Source organism: Streptomyces zhaozhouensis, from assembly GCF_900230195.1.
GTDB classification, from domain to species: Bacteria; Actinomycetota; Actinomycetes; order Streptomycetales; family Streptomycetaceae; genus Streptomyces; species Streptomyces zhaozhouensis.
The window spans coordinates 143,812-167,942 of record NZ_OCNE01000002.1; the positions used below are offsets into that span (position 1 = coordinate 143,812).

Below are 24,131 nucleotides of genomic sequence, written 5' to 3' on the forward strand. Positions count from 1 at the left end.
CGCCTCAGCCGCCGCCGACGGCCCGGATGGCCCGGGCCACCGGCGAGTCGGGGGTCAGCCCGACGTAGAAGGCGAAGACGGAGAGCGCCATGTGCTTCTCCTCGTCGGCGAGTTCGTGCTGGAGGAAGGCGATGTACCGGTGCACGTCGTCGTCGATGGCCGCGAGCCGCTCCGCCCCCTGGTCGGTCGCGGTGACGATGGTGACCCGGCGGTCGCTCTCCGAGGGGGAGCGGCCGACCAGCCCCTGCCCCTCCAGCTGGCGCACCAGCCGGGAGGCGAAGGCCGCGGCGATGTCGAGCCGGGCGGCGAGCCGGCTGACGGTGATGCCGTCGCCGGCGCCGTAGGTCTGGAGCAACGCCTGGTGGCTGAGCGGTTCGAGACCGTGCTCCTTGGCCCGCTCCTCGACGATCCGCAGCACCCGACGCATCACGTAGCGGGCTTCGGCGACGTTGCGGACGTACGACTGGAACTCGCTGCGGCGGCGCCCCTCCCCGATGTCGGCCCATTCCAGATAGGCCTGCATCCCGTCATTCATCGACGACTCCAGCTCTCCTTCGCCCGACACGACAACCGAACCCAAAAGTAACACACTGTAAACAGGGACTTCCCTTACGCACTTGAGTGCCGCTTCCGGCGAAGTGGCTTCCCGTCACCGGCGAATCGCTCCGCACCCAGGGATCCTCATCCGCCCAAATGCTTGACTTAAGTACCGCATTAAAGTCCACTATTGGTGGGAGGTTTCCATGAGTCTGCAACCAGCCGCAGCCGACACCGCCGGCTTCCGCGCCGCGCTCGGTTCGTTCGCCGCGGGGGTCAACGTGATCAGCCTGTGGGACGCCGACGGCACCCCGCAGGGCATGACCGCGACGGCCTTCACCTCGGTCTCCACGGACCCGCTGCTCGTGCTCTTCTGCGTCAACCGCGCCAACCGCAGCTACCAACGGGTCGCGCGGACGGGCCGGTTCGGGGTGAACATCCTGGGCACCACGGCTCGGGAGGTCTCCGACCACTGCGCCCGCCCCGGCTCCGACAAGACCCTCGCCGCCGAGTGGCTGGCCGAGGGCCCCGAGTGGCACAGCCCGGCCCTCACCCAGGCCCTCGCCTTCCTCGACTGCGAGACGGAGCAGGACGTGTCCGCCGGCACCCACGCGGTGCTGATCGGCCGCGTCCGGGGCATCGGCCTCGCCCGGGACGAGCAGGCCGCCCCCGCCCCGCTGATCCATTTCAAAGGCGCGTACCGGGAGCTGACCGGTGGCGCGCCCACGTCCCGGACCCGCCAGCCAGCCCACACAGCCAAGGAGTACGCGTGACCCGCTCGGGCAAGGAGTACATCGCAGGACTGCGCGACAGCCGTCGTGTCTTCATCAACGGCGAGTTCGTCGACGACGTCACCACCCACCCCGCGTTCCGGGGGGCCGTCGCCTCCCTCGCCCGGGTCTACGACGAGGCCCACGACCCGGCCAACGCCGAGGTGCTGACCTACCCGTCCCCCACCACCGGGGAGCCGGTCAACCGGGCGTTCCTGATCCCGCGGAGCGAGGAGGACCTGCGTCTCCGCCGCGTCGCGCTGCGCCGACAGGCCGAGACCACCCTCGGCCTGATGGGGCGCGGGCCCGAGCACGTCGCCGGCTTCCTGGCCGGCTGGGCCGCCAGGTCCGACGTCTTCGCCGCCGCCGGGGACGAGTACGCCGACCGCGTGGTGCGCTTCTACGAGCACGTCCGCGACCGCGACCTGTACTGCTCCTACGCGATCGTCCCCCCGCAGATCGACCGGGGGAAGCCGGCCCACCAGCAGGCCGACCCGCACCTGTACGCCGGCGTCAAGGAGGAGCGCCCGGACGGTGTCGTGCTCGCGGGCGCGCAGATGCTCGGCACCGGCGCGGCGATCTCCGACTACCTCGTTCTCAGTTGCATCGTCCCGCTGCGCCCAGGCGACGAGGACCAGGCGATCTCGGTGGCGCTGCCCATCGGGGCCGAGGGACTCAAGATCTACTCCCGCCGAAGCTACGCGGAGGCCGCGACCAGCGTCTACGACTACCCGCTCGCCTCGCGGTTCGACGAGACCGACGCGCTGATCGTCCTGGACGACGTCTTCGTCCCCTGGGAACGCGTCTTCGTGTACCGGAACCTGGACATCACCCGGGACCAGTGGAACCACACGCCCGCCCATCTGCTGGGCAACAACCAGGCGCAGATCCGCTTCTCGGTGAAGCTCGACCTGCTCGCCGGGCTGGCCCTGCGGGTCGCGGAGATGAACGGCACCGCCGCCCTCCCGCCCGTGCGCGGCACCCTCGGCGAACTCGCCGCGCACGCCGCCCTGGTCTCCGGGCTGGTCGCCGCGCAGGAGCAGAACTGCCGGATCGACGAGCACGGCGTCGCCTGGCCCGGCGCCGCCGAGGCGTTCGCGGTGATGACGCTCCAGTCGGACTTCTACCCGAAGCTGCTGACCATCCTCCGGGACCTGTGCGGTGGCGGCGTCATCCAACTGCCGTCCGCCGCCGCCGACTACGGCCACCCGGAGGCACGGGCCGACCTGGAGCGCTACGTCCAGTCGCCGGGCCATCCGAGTCAGGAACGGGTCAAGCTGCTGAAGCTGGTCTGGGACATGGTCGGCTCGGAGTTCGCCAGCCGGCACCAGCAGTACGAGATGTTCTACGCCGGCGCCCCGTTCCTGGTCCGCACCCGGATGAGCCAGGTGTACGACTTCGACCGGGCCGGCGCGCTGGTGGACCGGGCCCTCGCCGGCTACGGGGTCGACGGCTTCGAGGCGGGCGACGGCTTCGAGGCGGGCGACGGCTTCGAGGCGGGCTGAGCCACCGGTCACGTGTCGGGGGCGGGAACCGGTACTCGGTTCCCGCCCCCGACACGTGACGGTGCCGGCCCGCGCTCAGGCCGGGTAACGCACCTCGAAGGTGGTGACCCCCTCCTCGGTCGTCCACGGGCCGTGCGGCATCCCCGGCGGGCGGCAGGCGAACTCGCCGGCCGAGAAGGTCCGCCCGAGGCGGACGTCGGTGAAGGACCCCTCCACGATGTAGACCTCCTCCCAGAAGTCGTGCACCTGCACGCCGTTGGGCGTCGTGTCGGTACCCGGCGGCAGGTGCAGCACACGGGTGGCGACCCCGGTCTCCGGGTCGCTGGCCAGGACCCGTTCGACCAGGCTGTCCACGGACCCGGCGCAGCGCGTGAACTCGACATCGGTGACGGGGAAGAACTCGTGCTCGGGCTTGGCCATGGCACGGCTCCTTTCGGTGTTCGGGACGGGGTCACCCACCGACGGGCGCCTCGACGGTGTAGCGGTGGCGCAGGGCGGTGCCGTCGGGCAGCCGCAGCGCCAGGGACCAGGCGGCGCCGGCCACGAAGGCGCCGTCGAGCAGGGGGAGGGTGCCGCAGAAGAGCACCAGGTCGCGTGCGGCGGCCGGGGCACCGGGCAGCGCGAGGAGTTCTGTGGGCACCCGCAGCGCGGCCAGCGCGCCCCGCTGGTACTCCCTGCCGTCCACCGCGCACTCGGCCTGGACCGCGTCCCAGTCGAGGCCGGCTTCGGGGAGTTCGACGACGACACGGGAAAGCGGTTTGGGGCAGGCCGCCTTGGACCGGGCCACGCTCTCGCGCTCCATGTCGCGGTCGGTGTGGTCGGAGCCCACGCCCAGCAGGAGCCGCCCACCGGCCCGGATCAGCACGGGCTCGACCTCGCCCGACGTGTAGCCTCCGGCCACCGTGATCGCCTCGTCCTGGACCGCGAGTCGGGCGTCCAGCGGATAGAAGGCCGGCACCGAGTCCGGCTCGGGAACACCGATGGCGGCCAGCTCCTCGATGTGCGCGCGCACCGCGCTCTCGTCCCGGCCGGTGTAGCCGGCGACGACCAGGTCGAAGTCCTCGACACGCAGCACCTCTCCGGTGCCGGCGACGGTGAACGTCAGCGGGTTCGTGCTCATGCGGACTCCTGGGGGGTGGTGGCTCCGGGACGGAGCTCGGGGTAGGCGGGGACCCGGTCGTCGAGCACGGGGAACTCCCGGCGCACGGCGGGGACGACGTCCGGGTCCACGTCGCAGTAGCTGACGCCCTCGGCGTCGCCCGCCTCGACCAGCACCTCGCCCCAGGGGTCGACGACCCGGCTGTGTCCGCCGAGCCGGACCCCGTCCTGCTCGCCCACCGCGTTGCAGGCGATCAGCAGCACCTGCTGCTCGACGGCACGGGTGGTGGTGAACAACCGCCAGTGCGCCAGCCGCGCGGCCGGCCAGGCGGCGGGCACCGTCACCAGCCGCGCGCCGAGCTCCGTCAGCCGGCTCCACAGCGCGGGGAAGCGCAGGTCGTAGCAGGTGGTCGAGGTGATCGGGCCGAAAGGACTGGGCGCGACCGAGACTCCTTCGCCGGGGCACAGCAGTTGGGCCTCCCGCGACCCGTAGCCGAAGATGTGGATCTTGCTGTACCGGTGCAGCACCCGGCCGTCCGGGCCGAGAAGCACCGCGGTGTTGCGCAGCCCGCCGTCCGGGAGGCGCTCGACATGGCTGCCGCCGTGCAGATGGATCCCGAGCTCACGGGCGAGCGCGCCCAGGCGCGCCACGGTCGGGCCGTCGGCCGGCTCCGCCCCGCCGGCGTAGGAGTCGAACGCGAAGTAGCCGACGCTCCACAGCTCGGGCAGGACGACCAGGTCGGCGCCACCCCGCGCCGCCTCGGCGACCAGCTCGGCGGCCCGGTCACACCGCTCGGCGGGCGGCTCGGCCGCGGGACTGGCGATCTGGATCAACGCGATCCTCATCCGTGCTCCTCTCATCGGGCGAAAGTCCGGTCAGCCCAGCCGCCAGGCCGCGCGGGCGGCCTCCGGCACGAGCGCCGCCGGGTCGAGGCCCTCGGCGGTCAGTCCGGCCCGGCGGACGAAGTCGATCAGCCCCGTGACGGCGGGCTCGTCGATCTCGGCCCGGTAGTAGGGAAGGTCGCGGGTCACGAGCTCGGCGATCAGCTCCGCCTCCATGGCCGGGAAGAGGGCCCGACCGACGGCGGTGGCGCGCGCCGGATCCTCCCGCAGCACCTGCTGGGCCCGGACGACGGCGCGGGTGGCGGCGGCGGCCTCCTCGGGCCGTTCCCCGACCAGCCGGGCGCTGGCCATCAGCGCCGGGAAGGTGAAGCCGCCTGGCCGGCCGCCGTCGCGTCGCGCGTCCACCACGACCCTGCCGACCCCTTCGCGGACCGCGACCTCGGCCCCCATGCCGTTGGCCCAGAACGCGTCGATCCGCCCGTCGGCGAGCGCTCGGGCGGCGGTCACCCCGAAGGAGACGTCACCGGCCGCGCCGGGCACCGGGGCGATCTCCACGCCGGCCTCGCCCGGGTCGACCCCCGCCTCGGCCAGCAGCCCGCGCAGCCCGAGGTCGGGCCCCGGCGCGGCGCCGACCCGGCGGCCCCGCAGCAGGTCGAGCCTGGTGCGGTCGGGGAACGGGTCAAGGTCGGCACGCACCACCAGGAACCAGTACATGCGCTGGGCCAGCGCGGCCAGCAGCCGCAGCTCCCGGCCGGCCGGGTCCACGTGGAACGGAGCGTGCGCGGCACCGGCGAGGAAGTCGATCTCACCGTTCCGCAGGGCGGCGGCGGCGTCCGTGACCGGGAACCGCAGCTCCAGCTCCACGTCGAGCCCCTCGTCACGGAAGTGCCCCAGCGTGACGGCCGCGATCGCCGGGAAGTAGGAGTTGGACACGAGGTCGGGCACGGCCAGGCGCATGGGCTTCTCCCTCTTCCGACAGCCCCACAACTTGACCAAAGTAACAGACTTAAGTGAGGTACTTAAGGGTCCCGCGTCACCGGGCACCGGGGATCCGGGCCGCCGCGTACACTCGACGCCAGCGTCGCGTGCCGGTGGCAGTTCGTGTCAGGCATGGAGGCGCGGGATAACGAAGGAGCGCGACGATGAACACGTCGTTCCCTTCGCCCTCGCATGGCTGAGGGCGAGAAGACCAGGCTCGTCGCCTGGAGTCGAGAGATGCGCGAGGTCCACCACCGCCTCCGTGCGGCGCTGCGCGCCACGCGCGAAGCCCTGGAGGACGGCGGGGACGCCGAACCGGCCACGCGTGAACTGCTGCTGTTCTGCCGGGGCTTCTGCACCGCGCTGACGCGGCACCACCGGGGCGAGGACCGCACCCTCTTCCCCGCCGTCGCGGCGGCCCACCCGGAGCTCGGCGACACGCTGCGGCGGCTGGAGCAGGACCACTCCATGATCGAGTACCTGCTCGACGGCCTGCGGAAGGCCGTCGACGCCGCGGCGTCCCCGGGCGAGCTGGACCGGCACCTGGAGGGGATCGCGGCGATCATGGAGAACCACTTCGCCTACGAGGAACGCCGACTGCTGACGGTCCTCGACGCGTTGGAGCTGGACGCGGACCCCGGGGAGGCGCTGGGAGGACTCTGACGCCGGGCGGTCGGGCGGCCGGGCGGCCGGGCGGAAGGTTTCACCGCGCCGGAGACGGTGACGCTTTTCGATCGGCGGGGGCGTTGCCTTGTTTCCGCCCGACGCCCCGCCACTTCTTTCTTTCGCTTTTGTCGATACCTTTCCCCTCTCTTTGACCGCTCGTCGATCAACACCGAACACCGCACCCCACCTGGGACGCACACGCGCGGACCGTCGTCCAACGCGCAGCCGGCGCCCGCCTTCTGCGCGACCGGGTGCTGTGTCGCTTTCTCCAGCTCCACGACCGGGTGCGGCCGCGCGGCAGCCCCGGACCGCGCGGGCCCGGGGAGGCCGGTCGTCCCGTCAGGCGCCGCCAGGGCCGGCGCGGCGGGCGCGGAGGGCGAGGAGCTCGTCGGGGTCGACGCGGAGTATCCAACGGTGGGGCGGGGTCGGTTCCTTGCGGGCGTGGCTGATCCAGCCGCGTCTGATCCACGCGTAGAGGGTGACCGCCGGCATCTCCAGCTCGGCCGCGAGGTCGGAGAGCCACCACTCGTCCGGCGGCAGCTCGTCGCTGGAGCGGGGCTTGGGGCCGGGGCGGCTGCGTTGGATCGGGCGCAGGTCCTCGCGGAGCATCCGCCGCACGCTGGGCAGGCTGATGCTGTCGGCGCGTCCCGGCGCCTGGGTGAAGCCGGCGCACGCCAGGCAGCGGGCGATGGCCGGCGCCTGGAGGCCGTGGCTGGCCAACTGGTCGACGGCGGCCAGGAGGCGGGCGTAGGAGTTGTCCGGCGAGCCGCTGTCGGACTCGACATGGGTGCAGCGCCCGGAGTAGACCGTGCTCAGCAGCCCGCGCCCGGCCATCGCGCGCAGCACCGCGCCGTGGTCGGAGAGGTTGCTGAGGGCCGAGGCCAACTGCTCGCGCATCGGGTCGTTCGCGGTGTCTCCGTCGGCCATCACGTACCAGTGGCCGGCCGGCATCCGTTCGGACGCCGCGCGCCGCAGCAGCCCGCGCACCACGGGGTAGCGGCGTCCCAACACGTCGGCCGGGCAGACCTGGTGGGGAACGACCGGGCAACGCCTGCGCAGCGTGCGGCCGGTGGCGAAGCCAGGACCCTCGGCGGCGGGGTCGGACGGCGGCGGGGGAAGGGGGTCGGCCGGGGGAAGGGGGTCGGCCGGGGGAACGGAGACGGTGGCGGCTTCCGGTACCGGGGCGGGATCGGCGGACGCGGACGCAGAGGCGGCGGGGGCGGCGGCGGAAGCCGGGGCGGAGACGGGCGCGGCTAAGGAGGGCTCGGCCGGGGACTCCTCGCCCTCGTAGACCGAGAGCAACCCCCAGCAGCCCCGGGAGGCGCGGGCGCGGAGCACGGAGATCTCGATCACGCGCATCCGGAAGCACCCCTCCTCCCGCCGGCACGCCCCCCGCCGGGTAAGAGGGGTGACGGGACGAGGCGATGCCGCACGTCGGAGAGGTGCAAGGGCGATCCGGTCACGATGACTCCCTGCGTGAGGTCGATGTCCCACGAACTCTGACCACGTTGCGCACCCCCATCTTCACCTGATGGGGCGTCAAGAGTAGGCCGCGTGTGTGGACGGCAGGTGACGGATCGGGCACGGGGGCAACAAGCTGTCATCCTCCACCCGACACGCCTGCCGCCCCGGTCCGCTGGGTAGCGGGCGGGGCGGCGGACGTCGCTGGGGTTGTCGGGGTTGTCGGGGCGGACGGGGTAGGGGGCGTCGGGCCTCTCCGATGGTCGTCGGGTCGTCGGGTCCTCGGTCGGTGGGCGGGTCGGCTGCGGGGGCCTCGGTCACGCGGCGGTGAAGGCCAGGCTGATGTTGTGGCCGCCGAAGCCGAAGGAGTTGTTGAGCGCCACGGTGGCGCCCAGCGGCAGTTCGCGCGGCTTGGCGCGGACGATGTCCAGGTCGACGCGGGGGTCGAGGTTCTCGATGTTGATGGTGGGCGGGGCGAGCCGGTCACGGAGGGCCAGCACGGTGGCGACCGACTCCACGGCGCCGGTCGCGCCGAGCAGGTGGCCGGTCATGGACTTGGTCGCCGAGATGGCGAGGCGTTCCGCCGCCGAGCCGAACTCCGCGCGCAGCGCTCCCAGTTCGGTGAGGTCACCGGCGGGGGTCGAGGTGGCGTGGGCGTTGACGTGGGAGACGTCGGCGGGCGCGGCCCCGGCGTCCCGCAGCGCCGCCCGGACCGCGCGGGCCACGTCGCGGCCCCCGGGTTCGGGTTGGGCGATGTGGTGGGCGTCGGAGGTCATGCCCACCCCGGCCAGTTCGCAGTAGCCGTCGACGCCGCGGGCCGCCGCGTGCTCCGCCGACTCCAGGACCAGTACGCCGGCCCCCTCCCCCATCACGAAGCCGTCGCGGTCGCGGTCGTAGGGGCGGGACGCCGTCTCGTGCGCGTCGTTGCGCTTGGACAGGGCCCGCATGTTGGCGAAGGCGGCGAAGAGCACCGGGTGGATCGGCGCCTCGGCGCCTCCGGCCACCACGACGTCGGCCCGTCCGGACCTGATCATCTCCACCGCGTGGCCGATCGCCTCCGCGCCGGAGGCGCACGCCGACGCGGAGGCGTGCACGCCGGCGCGCGCGCCCAGTTCGAGCGCCACCTGGGCCGCCGGCCCGTTGGGCATGAACATCGGCACGGTGTGCGGGGAGACCCGGCGCGGGCCCGAACGGTTCAACGTGTCGTGCTGCTCCAGCAGCGAGGTGACGCCGCCGAGCCCGGAGGCCAGCACCACGCCCAGCCGGCGCGCGTCCGGCTCGGGGGTGCCGGCGTCCCGCCACGCCTCGCGGGCGGCCAGCAGCGCGAACTGGGTGGAGCGGTCGGTCCTGCGGCTGAGCGCGGTGCCCAGCTCGGGGCCGGGCTCGCGGGCGGCGCGGCAGGCGAAGCGCACCGCGGCGGCCTCGGCCCACTCCTCGGTGAGGGGCGCGGCGCCCGAGGTGCCGTCGAGCAGCGCCGACCAGGTGGTCGGGACGTCGCCGCCGAGCGGGTTGACGGTGCCGAGCCCGGTGACCAGGACCCGACGTCGCGTGGTGGACAAGGGGTTCACCTCCTCGTGGTGGGGTTCGGTCGCCGTCAGCCGGTGACCCGGCGGACGAACTCGACGACGTCGGCGACGGTCACCAGGTCCTTGACCTCCGCGTCGGGGATGGCGATCGAGAAACGTTCCTCGGCGGCCACCACGACCTCGACCATGGTCAGCGAGTCGATGTCCAGGTCCTCGGCGAAGTTGGCCTCGGGGGTGACGTCCTCGGCGGGCGTGCCGGCGACCTCCTGGAGGATCTCCGAGATGCCGGTGATGACGAGGGCCTGCTGGGTGGTGATCGTGGTCATGGCGTTCTCTCCTTGGGACGTGGTCGGGTCGTGCGAACGGTGCGCCGTACAAGAGGAGTCGGACGGGAGGAGTCGGGCGGGAGGAGTCGGGCGGGAGCGGGCTGAACGGGTCAGGGCAGCGTGAGGACCTGGGCGGCGTGCGAGAGGCCGGCGCCGAAGCCGATGGTGAGGGCGAGGCCGCCGCTGGGGGCCTCGCCTCCGGAGAGCAGTCGTTCGATGGCGAGCGGGACGGAGGCGGCCGAGGTGTTGCCGGAGTCCACGACGTCGCGGGCGATCGGCACCTCCCCGGGGAGACCGATGGCCTTGGCCAGCGCCTCGACGATCCGCAGGTTGGCCTGGTGGGGCACGAACGCGTCCAGCTGGTCGGCGGTGACCCCGGCGACGTCGAGCGCGTCGCGGGCGGCCTTGGCCATCTCGTAGACGGCCCAGCGGAAGACCTGCTGGCCGCGCATCGTCAGCGCCGGGAAGGAACGTCCGGGGTCCTCGCGCAACTCCAGCCAGGACGCGGTCTGTTCGATCGCGGAGCGCTGCGAGCCGTCGGCACCCCAGACGACGGGTCCGATGCCGGGCGTCGGCGAGGGGCCGACCACGACGGCGCCGGCACCGTCGCCGAAGAGGAACGCGGTGGCGCGGTCGTCGTGGTCGATCAGGTCGGACATCCGCTCGGAGCCGACGAGCAGCACGTACTCCGCGCTGCCGCCCCGCACCATGTCGGCGGCGAGGGCCAGGCCGTGGGTGAAGCCGGCGCAGGCGGCGCCGAGGTCGAACGCGGCGGCGCCCCTGGCGCCCACCCGTTCGGCGATGTCGGTGGCCACGGCGGGCAGTTGGGCGAAGTGGGTGGAGGTGGCGACGACGACGGCGCCGAGGCGCTCGGCGGTGACGCCGGCCTGGGCCAGCGCCTTGGCGCCGGCGATGGCGCCCATCGCGGCCACGGTCTCCTCGGGTCCGGCCCAGCGGCGCTCCGCGATGCCGGAGCGTTCGCGTATCCACTGGTCGCTGGAGTCGATGCGGTGGACGATCTCGTCGTTGGGCACCACGCGGGTCGGGCGGTAGCCGCCGACCCCGAGCACCCGGGCGTGGGGCGCGCCCAGGGGCGCGCGCGGAACGGTACTGCTGGGCATGGTGGCCTCCCCAGGTCGTCGGGTTCTGGCAGTACGTGCGCGGGACGGTGCGGTGGTGCGGGTGGCGCGGAACGTTCAGGAGGGCGGGTTCGAAGGTGGCGGTGGGACCGGGTCGTTCCCGGGAGCGGTTCGGTGACCGTTCCGGTCCCACCGCCGGCTGGGGTGCGGGGGCGGTCTCAGTCGACGCCCCGCACGATGTGGGGTTCCGCGGGCTGCTGCTCGCGGGCCTGGAAGAGCGAGGCGGGCCCGCTCCAGCAGGCGTTCTCCTCGGTGAGTCGGACGGGGATCTCGGACTGGGGGCGTGTGCCGGGCCGCTCCGCCACGGCCGCCAACTCAGGCGACATCGACCGGCCTCCGTGCCTGGGCCCGCTCGGCGAGCCGTCCCAGCCTGAGGTCCGCGACGTTCGCGAACGCCGGGCGCAGCAGCGCGGCCAGCGCGCCCTGGTGGGCGAAGGAGTGGCGCACGTGGGTGCCGTCGCCGTAGGGGCTCAGCTCCCAGGTGTTGTGCTCGACCAGTCCCGGAACCTCCCAGTACCCCTCGACGCGGGACTCCTCGATCCGGTGGTACTCCCAGTGGCCGGAGAGTCCGCCCCTGGCCCGGATCGGGTAGTGGGTCCCGACGCGCGCCTCGGGTGGGCCGCTCACCGAGAGGAACGCCGGGTTCCACTCGGCCAGCCGGCGCGGCTCCAGCAGGATCTGGAAGACCGTCAGGGCCGGGGAGTCGATCAGGACGTTCGAGCCGCGTTCGTTCGGCTGGTGCATGTCAGTACCTCATTCCTCCGTCGGTGCGGATCACGGTCGCGTTGATGTAGTCGGCGGCGGGGCTGGCGAGGAAGGCGACGGTCGCGGCGGTCTGGTCGGCGGGGCCGAGGCCGAGCAGCGAGCGGTCCTCCATGCGGCGGCGCTGGGCGGGGGCGACGACCGAGCCGAGGCCGGTGTCGAGGATGCCGGGGGCGACGGTCGCGGTGCGGACGTTGTAGGAGGCGTACTCCTGGGAGACGGACAGCGCCAGGCCGTGCAGCCCGGACTTGGACGAGGTGTAGGCGGCCTGCCCGGTGTTGCCGGTGAGCGCGGTGACGGAGGAGACGTAGATGATCCGCCCGTACCGGGCCCGCATCATCAGCTTCAGCGCGTGCTTGGTGCTGAGGAACGCGCCGCGCAGGTTCACCCGGTGGACCTCGTCCCAGTCCTCGACGGGCATCCGGACCAGCGGCTGGTCGCGGGTGATGCCGGCGTTGTGGATCAGGACGTCCAGCCGGCCGAGGCGGCGGGCCTCGACGACCAGGGACTCGGCCGTCTCCTCGCTGGTGACGTCGCCGGGCAGCAGCCGCAGCCGTTCGCCGTTGACGCGGCCCAGTTCCTGCAACTCGCGGGACATCGAGCGGTAGTTGGCGATCACCTGGGCGCCCTGGGCGAGCAGCGCCTCGGTGATCTGGAGGCCCAGGCCCCGGGCGGAGCCCGTCAGGGCCACGACCCGGCCGTCGAGCGGGGCGGTGATCCGCCGGTCGGGCGGCGCCACAGTCAGGGTGTCGTCGTTCATGAGATGGTCTCCAACACGGGGGCCCACGAGGCGTCGTCGCCGAGCGACTCGGGGGCGCGGGGCATGGTCAGTCCGTGGTCGAAGAGGTGGTCGGCCACGGTGCGCAGGCGCTCGTCGGTGCACCGGCGGGGCGGGCGGAGCCGCCCGAAGCGCAGGTTCTCCGGGGTCGGGCCGAGCGGCTCGACGACCAGGTGCGGGATGAGCAGGTCGGGCTGGCGCTCGAAGAAGCAGGCCGTGTCCTTGAGGAACTTCCGCCCCCGCGCCTGAAGTTCCTCCGGCAGCCAGTCGAGCGCGGGGACGCGGAGTTCGGCGAGGCCGTCGTCCACCGTCACCTTCTCCGCCAGCTCCCAGGGGGCGCCCGCCAGCTCCTCGGTGTGCAGCGGGATCTCGGTCTCGGCCTCCTCGACGAGGACCAGCAGTCCCCCGCCCTGCGCCAGGTGCTCGTTGACCTGGAGCGCCTGCTGCGGCGTCGGCCACAGGGAGACGGGGAACCACTCGCCCCTGGGCCCCCTGCGCCAGGTCAGGCGGCGCGGCCCGTCGAAGACCACCAGGGTGCTTCCGCACCACAGGATCGGAGGTTGGGACATGTCGGGTCACCTTCCGGGGCTGGGAACCGCAGCGTGGGTCACGGTCAGTTCGCTGTAACGGGCCTGTGCGCGTTGCCTGCGGTCCGCCGTCCGGCGGTCGGGCGCCGGGGCGTCGATCACCCGCCGCAGCACCCCGCTCGCCTCGTGGTGCTGCCCCGTGGTGATCAGGGCCTCGGCGTAGGCCATCGGGTAGCGGGTGTCGGTCGCGCCTCGTCGCGCGGCCTCCCGCAGGTGTCCCAGCGCCTTCTCCGGCCGGCCCCCCAGCTGCCGGGGCGTCAGCAGGTGCCAACGCCCCAGCAGGTAGCGGGCCATCAGGTGGTCGGGGTGGTCGCGCAGGACGTCCTCGGCCTCCCGTCGCACCCCCCGCAGCAGCGCCAGGCGCCGCGGCGGGGAGGCGTCGAGTGCGCGGAGGCCGGCCAGCCTGGCCCGGGTCACGCGCAGGTCGGGGTTGTCGGGGTCGGTGAGTCGGCCGAGGCGCAGCAGGAGGGACGCCTGGTCTCGTCGGCGGTCGGGGGACTGGGAGTCGGTCCTGCTGAGCGAGCGTTCGATCATGGCGGTGGCGCGGGCGGCGAGGGCGGCGGTGGCCTCGGCGTCGCGTTCCGACCTGGGCTGGGCGGCGGTCAGGACCAGGGTCTCCAGGGCGGACCTGGTCCGTTCGGTGAAGTCGGCGATGCGCTGCTTGCGGGGGAGGGAGAGGTCGGGGGTCAGGGGGGCGCCGAAGACCACGCGGGCCTTGGCGCTCCGAGGGAGGTTGGCTCCCTTCGGGAGGATGTGCTGGGCGCCCCAGAGGGCGACCGGGATGACCGGGACCCTGGCCCGGTCGGCGAAGCGGAACGCGCCGTCCTTGAAGGGGAGCAGCGGCCAGCCGGTGCCGCGGGTTCCCTCGGGGTAGATCACCAGGGCGCCGCCGCCGTTCAGGACCCCGTCCACCTTGGCGAGGAGGTCCCGCCCCGGCTGGTCGCGGTCGACCGGGATGCCGCCCATGCCCACGGTCCACTGGGCGCGGAGCGTGTTGTCGAAGGCCTCGGACTTGGTCAGGTAGGAGGACGGGGTGTCGCGCAGGGCGTGCAACACCGCGTCGAGGATCAGATGGTCGGAGAAGCTGCTGTGGTTGGGGACGAGCACGAACGGCCCGTCCACGGGGATGTGCTGGACGCCTTCGACTCCGGAGAGATAGCGGGTCACGACCGCGGGACGGGTAACGGCGGTCGTGACACGCGCCATCAGGCCGGGTATCCGGCTCACCGGGTCGCCCGCAGCTGCGCGGCGGCGTACTCCTGGAGCTTCTCGATGCTGGTCAGCACCAGGCCCTCGCGGCGGGCGAACTCGGCCAGGTGGGGCAGCCGGGCCATGGTGCCGTCCTCCAGGATGATCTCCACGATGACGCCGGCGGGGCGCAGGCCGGCGAAGCGGGCCAGGTCCACGGCGGCCTCGGTGTGGCCGGGCCGCGCCAGGACGCCGCCCGGACGGGCGACCAGCGGGAAGATGTGGCCCGGCCGCCGCAGGTCCTCGCTCTTGCCGTCGAGGATCAGCTCGATGGTCTTGGCGCGGTCGGGGGCGGAGATGCCGGTGGTGACGCCGTGCTCGGGGCCGCCGTCGACGCTGACGGTGAAGGCGGTGCCGTGGTGGTCCTCGTTGCGGTCCACCATGGGCGGCAGGTTCAGCTCGGCGGCGCGCTCCTCGGTGACGGAGACGCAGACCAGACCGCGACCGTGCGTGATCATGTAGTTGATCGCGGCGGCGTCCGCGTGGTCGGCGGCGACGATCAGGTCGCCCTCGTTCTCGCGGTTCTCGTCGTCGACGACCACGACCAGCTCGCCACGGGCGATGGCGGCGACGGCGGTGGCGGCCTCGTCGAGGACGATGGGCGGGGCGTCGAGGGTCTGAACGCTCATGGGGATGTCTCCTTCGTTTCCTGCTGTCGGACTGCTGTCTGGGTCGTGCTGTGCGGTGGTGCGGTGGTGCGGGCCGAGCGCCACAAGGCACACGATCCCTGTCGCAAATCGATGCCGTAACATCGATGCTTAATCATGCATGACAGAACATCGGTGTTGCAACACCTTCTTTGGGTTTGATGGACACTTGAAGCGGTATCCATATCGATGACGGGTCATCTTTTTAGGTGTCATGGATGTGGCATCATGGAGATGAGCGTTGGCCGCCTCGGCGGCTCCCCCGTTCCCGACGACCTCACAACGACCCGGAGGCCCCCCATGACCCGACGAACATCCCTGGCCGACCCACCCGTTGACGTGGGCGGTCACGACAGTCCGCCCTCCACGGGCGACACCGAGCTGCGCTACCTGGTCCTCGCCGCGCAGCGCGAGGGCGCCCGCGCGATGAGCGCCCAACTGCGCCCGCTCGGGCTCACCCCGGCCCAGGCCGAGATCCTGCTGGTGCTCTCCCGCAAGGCCCCGCTGACCCTGGCCGAGCTGGGACGCCAGGTGGTCTGCGAGAGCGGCAGCCCGAGCCGGCTGGTGGACACCCTGACCAAGGCCGGCCTGGTGGAACGCGAGCCCGGCCGCATCGACCGCCGCGTGATCTACCTGCGGCTCAGCACCCGGGGCGAGGAGATGATCCCGCAGCTGCGGGAGGTCGACACCGCGATGGACCGGATGGTGGGCAGCGGGCTCTCGGAGGAGCACCGGGAGATCGTGATCATGGCCCTTCGCCGCGTCATCGACGGCACACCGAGCGCCGCCACCATCGCGGAGCGGTTCCCGCGCGAGGACTTCACCGGGGGGAAGTGAACGTCCGGCGCCCGTCGGCGCCGACCCACGCCGCCCCCCACGCTCGCGTCGCTCGCGTCACCCGCATGACCGCATGACCGCCTGACCAGCACGGCCGAGGACCCTCGCGAGCTCGCGAGGGTCCTCGGCCGTTCCCGGGAGGCGCGGCGCCCACGCGGCCCGAACGCCCCGGCCCGAACGCCGACCACCCGCCGCCCCCGGCGACCGACCACCCGCCGGCCGCGCCTATGCGCGCGCTTCCGTGCTGTTCCGCGCTGTTCCGTGCTTCCGCGCCGCTCCGCGCTTGCGCGCTGTTTCGCGCGCCCCTGCGTCGTTCCGCGCGCGCCCGCGCCGTTCCGCGCTTCCGCGCCGTTCCGCGCGTCACCGCGTCGTTCCACGCGCCACCGCCGGGGCCGCCCCAGCCGCAGGCGCGCAGCACAGCCGGCAGGACCGGCAAGGCCGGCAGGGGCCGCAGGACCGCAGGACCAGCAGGAGCAGCAGGGTCGCAGGACCGCACGACCGGCAGGGCCGGCAGAACCGCCGGACCGCAAAGCGGCAGACCGGCTGGGCAGCAGGACCGGCCGGACCACACGACCGCAGAGCGGCCGGACCGAACGCCGGCAACGCCGCACGACCGGCGACGCCGGCAACCCCGCAGGAACCGGCAAGGCCGGCAAGGCCATCCGTAGGCGGAGAAGGCGCGCGGTCCACGGCGCGCGTGGCCTGCCGTGGACCGGCGGAGCCCCGCCCGCCCAGGCGCGCGCGAGGGGCCCGGCCGGCGCGCTTCTCGACGGTGCGGACCCGGGAGGCGCGAAGGGCCGGCGGGACGCCCCTCCCGCGGCGCCACGGGGCCGCCGGGCGGCCGGGCGCCGGGAAGGGGTCCGGCGGCCTCCCCGGGGCGCCGAGCGCCGCCGAGGGCAGACCCCGCCCCCGGACATGCCTGTGCCGCCCGGCCTGGTGAGGCCGGGCGGCACAGACGGTCTGCGCTACGTCGGGGGAAACGTCAGCGCAGGGCGGGGGCGGCGGACCGGGGAGAGTCCGCCTCGGAGGAGACCTCCGCGCCCGGGGGGAGGGAGTCGGGACCGTCGGCGGCCTCGATCGGGGCCGGGGGGTCGGTCGGGGCGGTTCCCGCCGGCCGACGTCCCCAGATCCGCTCACCGATCAACAGAAGCGCTGCCGGCATCAGCAGGCGACGGACGACGACCGCGTCCAGCAGAACGGCGACCGCGAGGCTGATGCCCAGTTCGCGAACGATGCTGATCTGTGCACTCGTGAAGGAAGCAAACACGGCCACCATGATCGCCGCCGCTCCGTTGACCAGACCGGCCGTGCGGGCCAGGCCGCCGAGGACGGCCTGGCGGTGCGGGACACCGTCCAGGTACATCTCCCGCATCCGGGAGAACATGATCACCATGTAGTCCATGCTCAGGCCGAACATCACGGCGAAGAGCATGAGCGGGGTGACGCTGTTGATGCTCTGCTCGCCGTTGCCGGAGACCAGCGCCAGGACGCCCAGGCTGGCCGCGACGACCGCCACGTTCAGCGCGAGGGCCAGCAGCGGCAGCAGCACCGAGCGGAAGGCGGCCAGCAGGATCAGGAAGCTGAGCAGGGCGACGAAGCCGACGACCACGGGGGCCGAGCGCAGCACCAGGCTGTCGAAGTCGGATCCGGTCGCGGTGGCGCCCGCGATCTTCGCCTCGACGCCGGTGCCGGTCAGGTCGTCGACCTCGGAACGCAGCTCGCCGACCAGGTCGTGGGCCACGGAGCTGTCCGGGTCACCGGCGGCGATCACCATCACCCGGGTGACCAGCGAGCCGTCCTCGGTGCTGACCAGCTGGGCCACGGCGGCCGCGGCCTCGTCGTCGAGGGTCAGCGTGCCGTCCAGGGCCTGCGTCAACTCCGCGGCGCCCAGCGGGAGATCGGAGACGCTGCGCACCTCGTCGGCGCCGGGCAGCCCCGCCGCCCGGTCGGCGACGGCGCCGGCGGTCTCCAGCAGTTCGGCGGCGTTCGCCTCGTCGGCGGTGAGCACCACCTGGATCGGGAACATCTCGCGGATGCCGATGTCCTCCTGGATGCGCTCCATGCCGACCCTGGCCTCGTCTGAGGCGGGCAGGATGTCGGCGCTGGCGACCGGGACGCGCAGGGTGAGCTGGGTCGCGGGCAGGGCGAGCACGGTGAAGCCGACGGCCAGGCCGGCCAGCACGACGCCGGGGCGCCCGGGGAAACGGGTGACGCGCGGGGCGTCGGCGTTCCCGTCGGCCGAGGCGGCGGAGCCGGTGTCGCCCGTCGGGGAGCCGGCGGCGCCGGAGCGCGAACGGCGGCGCAGCGAGCCCCAGTTGATCCGGTGGCCGAGCAGGCTCAGCACGGCCGGCAGCAGGGTGATCGCCATCAGCACCGCGATCACGGAGACCGCGACGCCGCCCAGCGCGATGCTGGTGAAGGACATGGCGCGGGGAACGAAGAGCGCGGAGAGCGCGACGACCACGGCCAGGCCGCTGAAGAGCACCGAGTGGCCGACGGTGGCCATGGTGCGCTCCAGGGCGCGGCGCACGTCGAGCCCCTCGGCCAGCTCCTCGCGGAACCGCTTGACGATGAAGAGCGAGTAGTCGACGGCGACGGCCAGGCCGACCATGGTGACGATGTTGGTGAAGAGGCTGTTGACGTCGGTCACCTTGGTCATCGCGAAGCCGATGGCCTGGGTGATCATCAGGGTCACGCCGGCCAGCGCGAGCGGCACCGCCATGGCGGCGACCGACCGGAAGACCAGCAGCAGCACGACGAAGAGCACCGGGAACGCGATGAGTTCGGCGCGCGTGACGTCGTCCTTGGAGTGCATGTTGAGCGCGTAGTCGAGCGCGGGGGCGCCGGTCACGTTGACCTCGACGTCCGGGCCCACGGCCTCGCCCACGTCGTCCCGCACGTCGGGGACGAGGTTCTGGACGGTGGTGTTGTCGCTGGTGAAGGCGACCTGGAGGAAGGTGGTCCGGCCGTCTTCCGAGACCCAGCCGGGCTGGTCGTCGCGGTCGACGACGGCCGACACCCCCTCCCGGTCGGCGGCCTGGCCGGCCGTGTCGACTGCGGCGTCGACGGCCGCCGGGTCGTCGCCGTTGAGGACGATCAGCAGGGAGTTGGGGGCCTCGTCGAACGCCGCCTCAAGGGTCTCCTGGGCGTCGACGGACGCGCCCCTGGGGTCGGAGAACCCACCGGCCTTGAGGGCCCCGGTGAGCTGGAGGGCGAAGGGCATGGCCACGGCGAGGATGACCAGCCAGCCGAGGACGACGGCCTTGGGCCGGTCGAGGGACAAACGTGTCAGTGTCTTCATTTTCCGCTCCTGGAGTGCTGCCCGGCAGCCGTGGACGCCGGGCACGCCGACACGACTCAGGGCGACCATCCGATTGATGTCGCGTAATCGATGCTTCATCATGCATGACACGCCATCGATGACGCAACATCTGTGGGGCGACATCCTTGTCGGATCACGCATCAAACGGCTCCGCCGCAGGTGACGGACCCGGGAAACGCCGGTAATCGCACGCTCGTTCACGGGGTTGGGCCCGCCGGACCCCGCGCCCGGCTTGCGCCTGGCCTTGCACCCGGCATTGCGCCGGGGCTTACGCCGGGGCTTGGCGGGGCGCCCCCGAAGCCGCTCGGGAGTCCGCCGGTCCCGCTCGGGCTCCGCCCCGGGGAACGGCGCGGCGGGAACCGCGCGGCGCCCGACCGCGTCCTCGCGGTGAGGGGTGACGCGGCGTACGGGGGTGCGTGCGGGATGACCGGGAACAACGGGTGGCGGGTGGCGTTCGGGGCGGCGGCGGCGCTGCTGCTCCTGGCGTTGGGCGCGCTGGTGAGAGAGGCCGAGGCCCGTCAGGAGCCGTCGGGGGGCGCGGAGTTGACGGTGGTGTTCCCCGGGGAGTGAGCGGGACGCCCTCGTAGCCGTGTCGCGTCCTGTCGGCGCCCGTCTGCGGCCGTTCGCGGCCGTCCGCGCCCGGTCGCCGCCGCCGTCGTCGTCTCGAAGTGGCGGGCGTTGTCGGTGGGCGCCGCTACGATGTGACATCGGAGAGTAACCGTCTGGCCATTCCCTGAGAGGCCGGCGGTCGGGAGGGGCCCTGCGGGGTCGGGATTCGGGGGCAGAGCATGGACGGGTGGGGCGAGGGGGCCCGCGTGGACGCCGGTGCGGCGCCGGAGCGGGCCGTGACGAAAGCGCCGGGATGGCGGCGGGTCACCGCCTGGCTGGTGGACTACGCGCTGGTGGTCACGGTCGCCGTGCTGCTGGGGTTCCTGACCTTCCACCGGATCAGCGCCATGCTGGGCGACGTGGAGGGGCTGGCCGGCACCGGGGTGTGGAAGGTCGTCACCTCGGACGGCGATCTCGCCGAGGCCGGGCAGGCGTTGGGCGAGTCGCTGTGGCGCCGCTCGATACGCGCCGTGCAGCAGGGCTTCGCGCTGCTGGTACTGGCCACCTTCCTCTACCAGTTCCTGTCGTTGGCGTTCGCCGGCACCACCCTGGGCAAGGCACTGCTGGGGCTGCGGGTCTCCCCCGCCGGCGGCGGGGGCGGCGTGGTCGGCGCCGCGGGTGACGCGGCGCGGCCGAGCCGGCGCGCGGCGGCGGTGCGGGCGGCGGTCACCACGGTCGCCGACGTGGGGCTGCTGTCGCTGGCCTGCTGCCTGCTGCTGTCGGGCGCCTTCCTGGCCAGCGGGGCGGTGCTGGTGCTGACGGTGGTGGTCTTCCTGGCCAACGCGACACCGGCGTTGGCCGGCGACCGGCGTTCGCTGGCCGACCGGTGCGCGGGGACCCGCGTGGACGGCGGGCTGCTCGGGGCGACGGCCGCCGCCACCGCGCGGTACACGGCGCAGGGCGGCCGGGCCGCGTGGCAGGCGGCGCAGCGCGTCGCCGAGTCGGAGCGCGCCAGGGCGGCGATCGGCCGGGGGCGGCGGTTGCTGCCGGGGGGCCGCGCGGCGGCGCCGGGCGAGGTGCCGGCCGGGCCGCCGGCCGCCGGCCCGGTCGGCGGCCCCCCGATACCCGGGGCGGCCCCGCGCGCGGGCGGCGGTCTTCCGCCGGACGACGACGGGGCGCGCCACTTCTGAGGCCGGCCCGCGTCCCGGGCCGCGTGAAGTGGGGAAACGACCACTGTAACGGCGAGCGGCGGGCTCGGGGGCCCCAGTTGATGACCTTCCCCCGGCGCCCTACGGTCGGTGAGCAGGACGGTTCGCCCGGCAGCGCCGCCGGGCGGCTGAGGGAAGGTGGAAGAGCGCCATGACCGGGTCACCGCTGGGCGGATCGGCCGGTGAGGGTTCCCCGCTGGACGGTTCCCCCCTCGCCGGGGTGCCGAGAGTCGCGACGCCCTCGCTCGCGGAGCCCGAGGAGCTGTGGCGGGGACCGTGGCTCGGCCCGGTGGCGCCGGAGTCGGGCCGCCCCCGGCTGGCCCCGCTGTGGGCCGGCGAGGAGCGGCCGGTCGCGCGGCCGTTGCCCGGCATCGACGGCGTCGATCCGCTGCGCGGCCGGCTGCGGCTGACCTCGGAGGACGTCCGGCTGCAAGGGGTGCTGCCCCTGGTGCTGACGCGCCATCACCGGGGCAGGACCAGGGCTGGCCGCGCGTTCGGCGTGGCCTGGGCCTCCACGCTCGACCAGCGGCTGCTGCTGCGGGACCGCTCGGTGCGGCTGGTGACGGAGACCGGCCGGCTGCTGCACTACCCGCGGCCGGAGGCCGGTTCCGGCCGTCCCGTGCTGCCCGAGCGCGGCGGGCGCTGGCCGCTGACCTGGGACGGCACGCCGGGCGGCACGATCACCGTCCACCGGCCCGAGGCCCGGCTCACGCTGCGCTTCCGGTCGTTGCCCGACGGCACGGGCGCCGAGCTGCCGCTGGTCGCCGTCGTCGACAGCTGGGGCAACGCGCTGGCCATCCGCCGGGACGCCAGGGGCCGCCCCCGGGAGATCACGCACAGCGGCGGCCACCGGCTCGGGTTCGAGACCGACGCCGCCGGGCGGGTGGTCGAGGCGCGGCTGCTGAGCGCCGAGGGCGCGCCCACGCTGCTGCGCTGCCGGTACGACCGCGCGGGCAACCTGACCGAGGTGGAGGACGCCGCCGGTGGTGTCGAGCACCACCTCTACGACGAGGACCGCCGGATCGTCGAGCGCCGGGACCGCGCAGGCGACACCTTCCGCTACACGCACGACGCGCGCGGCCGGATCGTCGCGGTCGCCGGGCCCGACGGGCTGCGTTCCCGCACGTTCGCCTACGAGGGCGCCAGGACCACGCGGACCGACGCGCTGGGCGAGGCGTGGGTCTTCACACGCGACGGCTCGGGCCAACTGGTCTCCCTGACCGACCCCCTGGGGAACGTGACCCGCTACACCTGCGACGCCGAGGGACGGCTGCTGACCGTCACCGACCCGCTCGGGCACACCACGACCCACCGCTACGACCCGCTCGGCCACCTGGTCGAGACCGTCTGGCCGGACGGCACCCGGCGCACCGTCGAGCACGACGCGGACGGCCGGCCCACGCTGTGTGTCGCGGAGGACGGCGAGACCACCCGGCTGGCCTGGGACGCGCGCGGCGGACTCGCCTCGGTGACGGCGCCCGGCGGGCGTCATCTGCGGCTGACCCACCACCCGCGCGGCGCGCTGGCCACCGTCACCGACGCCCTCGGCGCGGAGTGGCGGTACACGTGCGACCGGGCCGGGCTGCCGGTCTCCGTCACGGACCCGACCGGCGAGACCACGACCCTGGAGCGGGACGCGCACGGCGCCGTGGTGCGGATCACCGGCCCCGGGGGCGGCCAGCGGCGGGTGGAGCGCGACGCCCTCGGCCGGGTCGTGGCGCTGACCGACGCGACGGGGGCGGAGGACCGGTGGCGGCGCGATCCGCTGGGCCGGCTCGTCGCCCACACCGACCCGGCCGGCGGCGAGACCCGCTGGGAGCGCGGCCCGCTCGGCCTCGTGCACGCCCTCACCCGCCCCGACGGCCGGACGCTGCGCTACGCGTACGACGCCGAGGGGCGGCGGACCAGGATCGTCGACGCCGCCGGCCGCGCCTGGGAGTACACCCACGACGCGGCCGGCCGGCCCGTGGAGTTGGCGGACGTCGGGGAGCGCCCGATCCGGCTGCGCCACGACGCGGCGGGCCGGTGCGTCGGCTGGACCAACGGCGCCGGCCAGCGGGTCTCGCTCCGCCTCGACGCCCGGGGCCGGCTGGTGGAGCGGCGCACCGACCTGGGCCGGGACGTCTTCCGTTACGACGAGGTCGGCCGGCTGGTCGCCGCGGAGAACAGCGAGATCCGGCTGACGATCGAGCGCGACCCGTTCGGCGCGGTGCTGGCCGAGCTGGTGGGCGACCGCGCCGTGACGTTCGAACGGGACGCGGCGGGGCGCACGGTCCGGCTGACGCACCCCTCGGGCGGCACGACCGAGCAGACGCGGGACGCCGCGGGCCGGCTGGTGGAGCTGACCGCCGACGGCCACCGGGTGGCGCTGGAGCTGGACGCCGACGGGCGGGAGGTGGCGCGCGGATTCGGCAGGTCGGGCGCGGTGCGCCAGCGGTGGGACGCGGCGGGGCGGCTGGTGGAGCAGACGCTGCTCTCGGGCACCTCGCGCCGCCGCCGCGGCTGGGAGTACCGGGCGGACGGCGCCCTGACCGGCTCCTTCGACGAGGTGGCGGGCGAGACGCGCTGGGAACGGGACGCGGTCGGCCGCCCCACCCGGGTGCGGGAGGCGGCGGGCGAGACGGCGTTCGAGTACGACGCCCGGGGACAACTGGCGGGCATCGAGCGGGAGTTCGACGGCCCGCTGCTGGTCGCCGACGCGGCGGGCGCCGGCTGGCGGCACGACGCGCGGGGGCGGGTGGTCGCGACGACGCGGAAGCTGCCTTCCGGCGCCGTCGGCACCTGCCACTACACGTGGGACGCGCTGGATCGACTGACTGACGTGGTCATGCCCGACGGCAGTCACTGGCACTACGTCCACGACCCGCTGGGGCGGCGGGTGGCGCGGCAGTTGCTGGACGAGTTCGGCGAGGTCAGGGAGCGTTCGACGGTCGACTGGGCGGGCGGGGTCCCGGTGGCCCGCACCGACCCGGACGGCTCGGTGACCAGCTGGCACTGGGCGCCGGACGACCACCGCCGCCCGTTGGCGCAGACGGAGAGCGGCGGCCGGCTGCTCGGGGTGGTCACCGACCCGGACGGCACGCCGACCGAGCTGGTCGACGAGCAGGGCGACGTCGTCTGGCGCCGGCGGGCGACGCCCTGGGGCGCGCCCACGGGGCAGGGCTCGGACACGGCGCACTGCCCGCTGGGGTTCCCCGGGCAGTTGTACGACGAGGAGACGGGGCTCTTCCACGACTTCCGGCACGGCCACCGCGCCTACGACCCGGCCGACGCGCGCTGCCTCAGCCCGGTCGCCGACCCGGAGGCCCCGTTCACCCTGCTGCCCTGGCGGGGGTGACGCGCCG

23 protein-coding genes are annotated in these 24,131 nt (G+C 74.0%); 7 read left to right on the forward strand and 16 right to left on the reverse strand.

All coding sequences use genetic code 11. The features are described 5' to 3' along the window. Window positions 1–4: 4 nt before the first annotated feature. The gene (locus CRP51_RS03855; RefSeq protein WP_141514541.1) at window positions 5–565 is read right to left on the reverse strand and encodes a MarR family winged helix-turn-helix transcriptional regulator; all 561 of its coding nucleotides are present in this window, start codon (window positions 563–565) and stop codon (window positions 5–7) included. Window positions 566–743: 178 nt separating this feature from the next. On the opposite strand from CRP51_RS03855, the gene CRP51_RS03860 reads away from it, so the two are divergent. Beyond that, window positions 744–1,310: a flavin reductase family protein gene (locus tag CRP51_RS03860; protein WP_097229545.1), complete on the forward strand. Its 567-nt coding sequence runs from the start codon at window positions 744–746 to the stop codon at window positions 1,308–1,310. Then, entirely contained in the window at window positions 1,307–2,812 is a 1,506-nt protein-coding gene (locus CRP51_RS03865) for a 4-hydroxyphenylacetate 3-hydroxylase family protein (RefSeq protein WP_097229546.1), read from the forward strand. Before CRP51_RS03860 ends, CRP51_RS03865 begins: the two co-directional genes overlap by 4 nt. Window positions 2,813–2,887: 75 nt before the next feature. On the opposite strand, the gene CRP51_RS03870 is transcribed toward CRP51_RS03865, so the two are convergent. Genes CRP51_RS03870 through CRP51_RS03885 form a run of 4 tightly spaced genes read right to left on the reverse strand, consistent with a single transcriptional unit; the run spans window position 2,888 to window position 5,710 of the window. Further along, window positions 2,888–3,232, reverse strand: a complete 345-nt coding sequence (locus tag CRP51_RS03870; protein WP_097229547.1) for a cupin domain-containing protein — start codon at window positions 3,230–3,232, stop codon at window positions 2,888–2,890. A 31-nt stretch (window positions 3,233–3,263) separates the two neighbouring features. Further along, window positions 3,264–3,932, reverse strand: coding sequence for a DUF2848 family protein (locus CRP51_RS03875; RefSeq protein WP_097229548.1), 669 nt, complete (start codon window positions 3,930–3,932; stop codon window positions 3,264–3,266). Further along, window positions 3,929–4,756, reverse strand: coding sequence for a carbon-nitrogen family hydrolase (locus tag CRP51_RS03880; RefSeq protein WP_097229549.1), 828 nt, complete (start codon window positions 4,754–4,756; stop codon window positions 3,929–3,931). Before CRP51_RS03880 ends, CRP51_RS03875 begins: the two co-directional genes overlap by 4 nt. A 30-nt stretch (window positions 4,757–4,786) precedes the next feature. Beyond that, on the reverse strand, window positions 4,787–5,710 hold the full coding sequence (locus CRP51_RS03885) for an ABC transporter substrate-binding protein (RefSeq protein WP_097229550.1): 924 nt from the start codon (window positions 5,708–5,710) through the stop codon (window positions 4,787–4,789). A 213-nt stretch (window positions 5,711–5,923) separates the two neighbouring features. On the opposite strand from CRP51_RS03885, the gene CRP51_RS03890 reads away from it, so the two are divergent. After that, window positions 5,924–6,394 (forward strand): hemerythrin domain-containing protein, encoded by a 471-nt coding sequence (locus tag CRP51_RS03890; RefSeq protein WP_097229551.1) that lies wholly within the window; start codon window positions 5,924–5,926, stop codon window positions 6,392–6,394. A gap of 342 nt (window positions 6,395–6,736) precedes the next feature. Here CRP51_RS03890 and CRP51_RS03895 read toward each other — a convergent pair whose 3' ends face one another. The 10 genes from CRP51_RS03895 to ribB form a co-directional block, all read right to left on the reverse strand. Further along, window positions 6,737–7,756: a hypothetical protein gene (locus CRP51_RS03895; protein ID WP_097229552.1), complete on the reverse strand. Its 1,020-nt coding sequence runs from the start codon at window positions 7,754–7,756 to the stop codon at window positions 6,737–6,739. Window positions 7,757–8,175: 419 nt separating this feature from the next. After that, window positions 8,176–9,417, reverse strand: coding sequence for a beta-ketoacyl-ACP synthase II (fabF, locus tag CRP51_RS03900; protein ID WP_097229553.1), 1,242 nt, complete (start codon window positions 9,415–9,417; stop codon window positions 8,176–8,178). Between the two features lie 35 nt (window positions 9,418–9,452). Next, a complete protein-coding gene (locus CRP51_RS03905; RefSeq protein WP_097229554.1) occupies window positions 9,453–9,710 on the reverse strand; it encodes an acyl carrier protein in 258 nt (85 codons plus the stop codon). Window positions 9,711–9,820: 110 nt separating this feature from the next. Further along, a complete protein-coding gene (locus CRP51_RS03910; RefSeq protein ID WP_097229555.1) occupies window positions 9,821–10,831 on the reverse strand; it encodes a beta-ketoacyl-ACP synthase III in 1,011 nt (336 codons plus the stop codon). Window positions 10,832–11,007: 176 nt separating this feature from the next. Beyond that, the gene (locus tag CRP51_RS28700; RefSeq protein WP_170970425.1) at window positions 11,008–11,175 is read right to left on the reverse strand and encodes a hypothetical protein; all 168 of its coding nucleotides are present in this window, start codon (window positions 11,173–11,175) and stop codon (window positions 11,008–11,010) included. Next, on the reverse strand, window positions 11,165–11,593 hold the full coding sequence (locus CRP51_RS03915) for an SRPBCC family protein (RefSeq protein WP_097229556.1): 429 nt from the start codon (window positions 11,591–11,593) through the stop codon (window positions 11,165–11,167). The genes CRP51_RS28700 and CRP51_RS03915 overlap by 11 nt, the downstream gene beginning before the upstream one ends. Before the next feature lies 1 nt (window position 11,594). Then, window positions 11,595–12,371 (reverse strand): SDR family oxidoreductase, encoded by a 777-nt coding sequence (locus tag CRP51_RS03920; protein WP_097229557.1) that lies wholly within the window; start codon window positions 12,369–12,371, stop codon window positions 11,595–11,597. Next, a complete protein-coding gene (locus CRP51_RS03925) occupies window positions 12,368–12,958 on the reverse strand; it encodes a hypothetical protein (RefSeq protein ID WP_097229558.1) in 591 nt (196 codons plus the stop codon). Before CRP51_RS03925 ends, CRP51_RS03920 begins: the two co-directional genes overlap by 4 nt. Window positions 12,959–12,964: 6 nt before the next feature. Further along, window positions 12,965–14,182: a 1-acyl-sn-glycerol-3-phosphate acyltransferase gene (locus CRP51_RS29900; protein WP_141514543.1), complete on the reverse strand. Its 1,218-nt coding sequence runs from the start codon at window positions 14,180–14,182 to the stop codon at window positions 12,965–12,967. Window positions 14,183–14,199: 17 nt separating this feature from the next. Continuing rightward, window positions 14,200–14,853, reverse strand: a complete 654-nt coding sequence (gene ribB, locus CRP51_RS03935) for a 3,4-dihydroxy-2-butanone-4-phosphate synthase (protein ID WP_097229560.1) — start codon at window positions 14,851–14,853, stop codon at window positions 14,200–14,202. 318 nt (window positions 14,854–15,171) lie between these two features. Here ribB and CRP51_RS03940 point away from each other — a divergent pair, with 318 nt between their 5' ends. Further along, a complete protein-coding gene (locus CRP51_RS03940) occupies window positions 15,172–15,708 on the forward strand; it encodes a MarR family winged helix-turn-helix transcriptional regulator (RefSeq protein WP_097229561.1) in 537 nt (178 codons plus the stop codon). 982 nt (window positions 15,709–16,690) lie between these two features. Here CRP51_RS03940 and CRP51_RS03945 read toward each other — a convergent pair. After that, entirely contained in the window at window positions 16,691–19,009 is a 2,319-nt protein-coding gene (locus CRP51_RS03945; RefSeq protein ID WP_170970426.1) for an MMPL family transporter, read from the reverse strand. A 444-nt stretch (window positions 19,010–19,453) separates the two neighbouring features. Here CRP51_RS03945 and CRP51_RS28705 point away from each other — a divergent pair, with 444 nt between their 5' ends. From CRP51_RS28705 to CRP51_RS03960, 3 genes are all read left to right on the forward strand, one after another. Further along, the gene (locus tag CRP51_RS28705; protein WP_170970427.1) at window positions 19,454–19,600 is read left to right on the forward strand and encodes a hypothetical protein; all 147 of its coding nucleotides are present in this window, start codon (window positions 19,454–19,456) and stop codon (window positions 19,598–19,600) included. Window positions 19,601–19,875: 275 nt separating this feature from the next. Further along, window positions 19,876–20,769: an RDD family protein gene (locus CRP51_RS03955; RefSeq protein WP_245880353.1), complete on the forward strand. Its 894-nt coding sequence runs from the start codon at window positions 19,876–19,878 to the stop codon at window positions 20,767–20,769. 169 nt (window positions 20,770–20,938) lie between these two features. After that, window positions 20,939–24,124: a DUF6531 domain-containing protein gene (locus CRP51_RS03960; RefSeq protein ID WP_097229564.1), complete on the forward strand. Its 3,186-nt coding sequence runs from the start codon at window positions 20,939–20,941 to the stop codon at window positions 24,122–24,124. Window positions 24,125–24,131 lie beyond the last annotated feature (7 nt).

Coding starts and splice junctions, on each gene's coding strand:
- CRP51_RS03860 (WP_097229545.1), top strand. CDS start 744: ATGAGTCTGCAACCAGCCGCAGCCGACACCGCCGGCTTCCGCGCCGCG.
- CRP51_RS03870 (WP_097229547.1), bottom strand. CDS start 3,232: ATGGCCAAGCCCGAGCACGAGTTCTTCCCCGTCACCGATGTCGAGTTC.
- CRP51_RS03875 (WP_097229548.1), bottom strand. CDS start 3,932: ATGAGCACGAACCCGCTGACGTTCACCGTCGCCGGCACCGGAGAGGTG.
- CRP51_RS03880 (WP_097229549.1), bottom strand. CDS start 4,756: ATGAGGATCGCGTTGATCCAGATCGCCAGTCCCGCGGCCGAGCCGCCC.
- CRP51_RS03885 (WP_097229550.1), bottom strand. CDS start 5,710: ATGCGCCTGGCCGTGCCCGACCTCGTGTCCAACTCCTACTTCCCGGCG.
- CRP51_RS03890 (WP_097229551.1), top strand. CDS start 5,924: ATGGCTGAGGGCGAGAAGACCAGGCTCGTCGCCTGGAGTCGAGAGATG.
- CRP51_RS03895 (WP_097229552.1), bottom strand. CDS start 7,756: ATGCGCGTGATCGAGATCTCCGTGCTCCGCGCCCGCGCCTCCCGGGGC.
- CRP51_RS03905 (WP_097229554.1), bottom strand. CDS start 9,710: ATGACCACGATCACCACCCAGCAGGCCCTCGTCATCACCGGCATCTCG.
- CRP51_RS03910 (WP_097229555.1), bottom strand. CDS start 10,831: ATGCCCAGCAGTACCGTTCCGCGCGCGCCCCTGGGCGCGCCCCACGCC.
- CRP51_RS28700 (WP_170970425.1), bottom strand. CDS start 11,175: ATGTCGCCTGAGTTGGCGGCCGTGGCGGAGCGGCCCGGCACACGCCCC.
- CRP51_RS03915 (WP_097229556.1), bottom strand. CDS start 11,593: ATGCACCAGCCGAACGAACGCGGCTCGAACGTCCTGATCGACTCCCCG.
- CRP51_RS03920 (WP_097229557.1), bottom strand. CDS start 12,371: ATGAACGACGACACCCTGACTGTGGCGCCGCCCGACCGGCGGATCACC.
- CRP51_RS03925 (WP_097229558.1), bottom strand. CDS start 12,958: ATGTCCCAACCTCCGATCCTGTGGTGCGGAAGCACCCTGGTGGTCTTC.
- CRP51_RS29900 (WP_141514543.1), bottom strand. CDS start 14,182: ATGGCGCGTGTCACGACCGCCGTTACCCGTCCCGCGGTCGTGACCCGC.
- ribB (WP_097229560.1), bottom strand. CDS start 14,853: ATGAGCGTTCAGACCCTCGACGCCCCGCCCATCGTCCTCGACGAGGCC.
- CRP51_RS03940 (WP_097229561.1), top strand. CDS start 15,172: ATGACCCGACGAACATCCCTGGCCGACCCACCCGTTGACGTGGGCGGT.
- CRP51_RS03945 (WP_170970426.1), bottom strand. CDS start 19,009: ATGAAGACACTGACACGTTTGTCCCTCGACCGGCCCAAGGCCGTCGTC.
- CRP51_RS28705 (WP_170970427.1), top strand. CDS start 19,454: ATGACCGGGAACAACGGGTGGCGGGTGGCGTTCGGGGCGGCGGCGGCG.
- CRP51_RS03960 (WP_097229564.1), top strand. CDS start 20,939: ATGACCGGGTCACCGCTGGGCGGATCGGCCGGTGAGGGTTCCCCGCTG.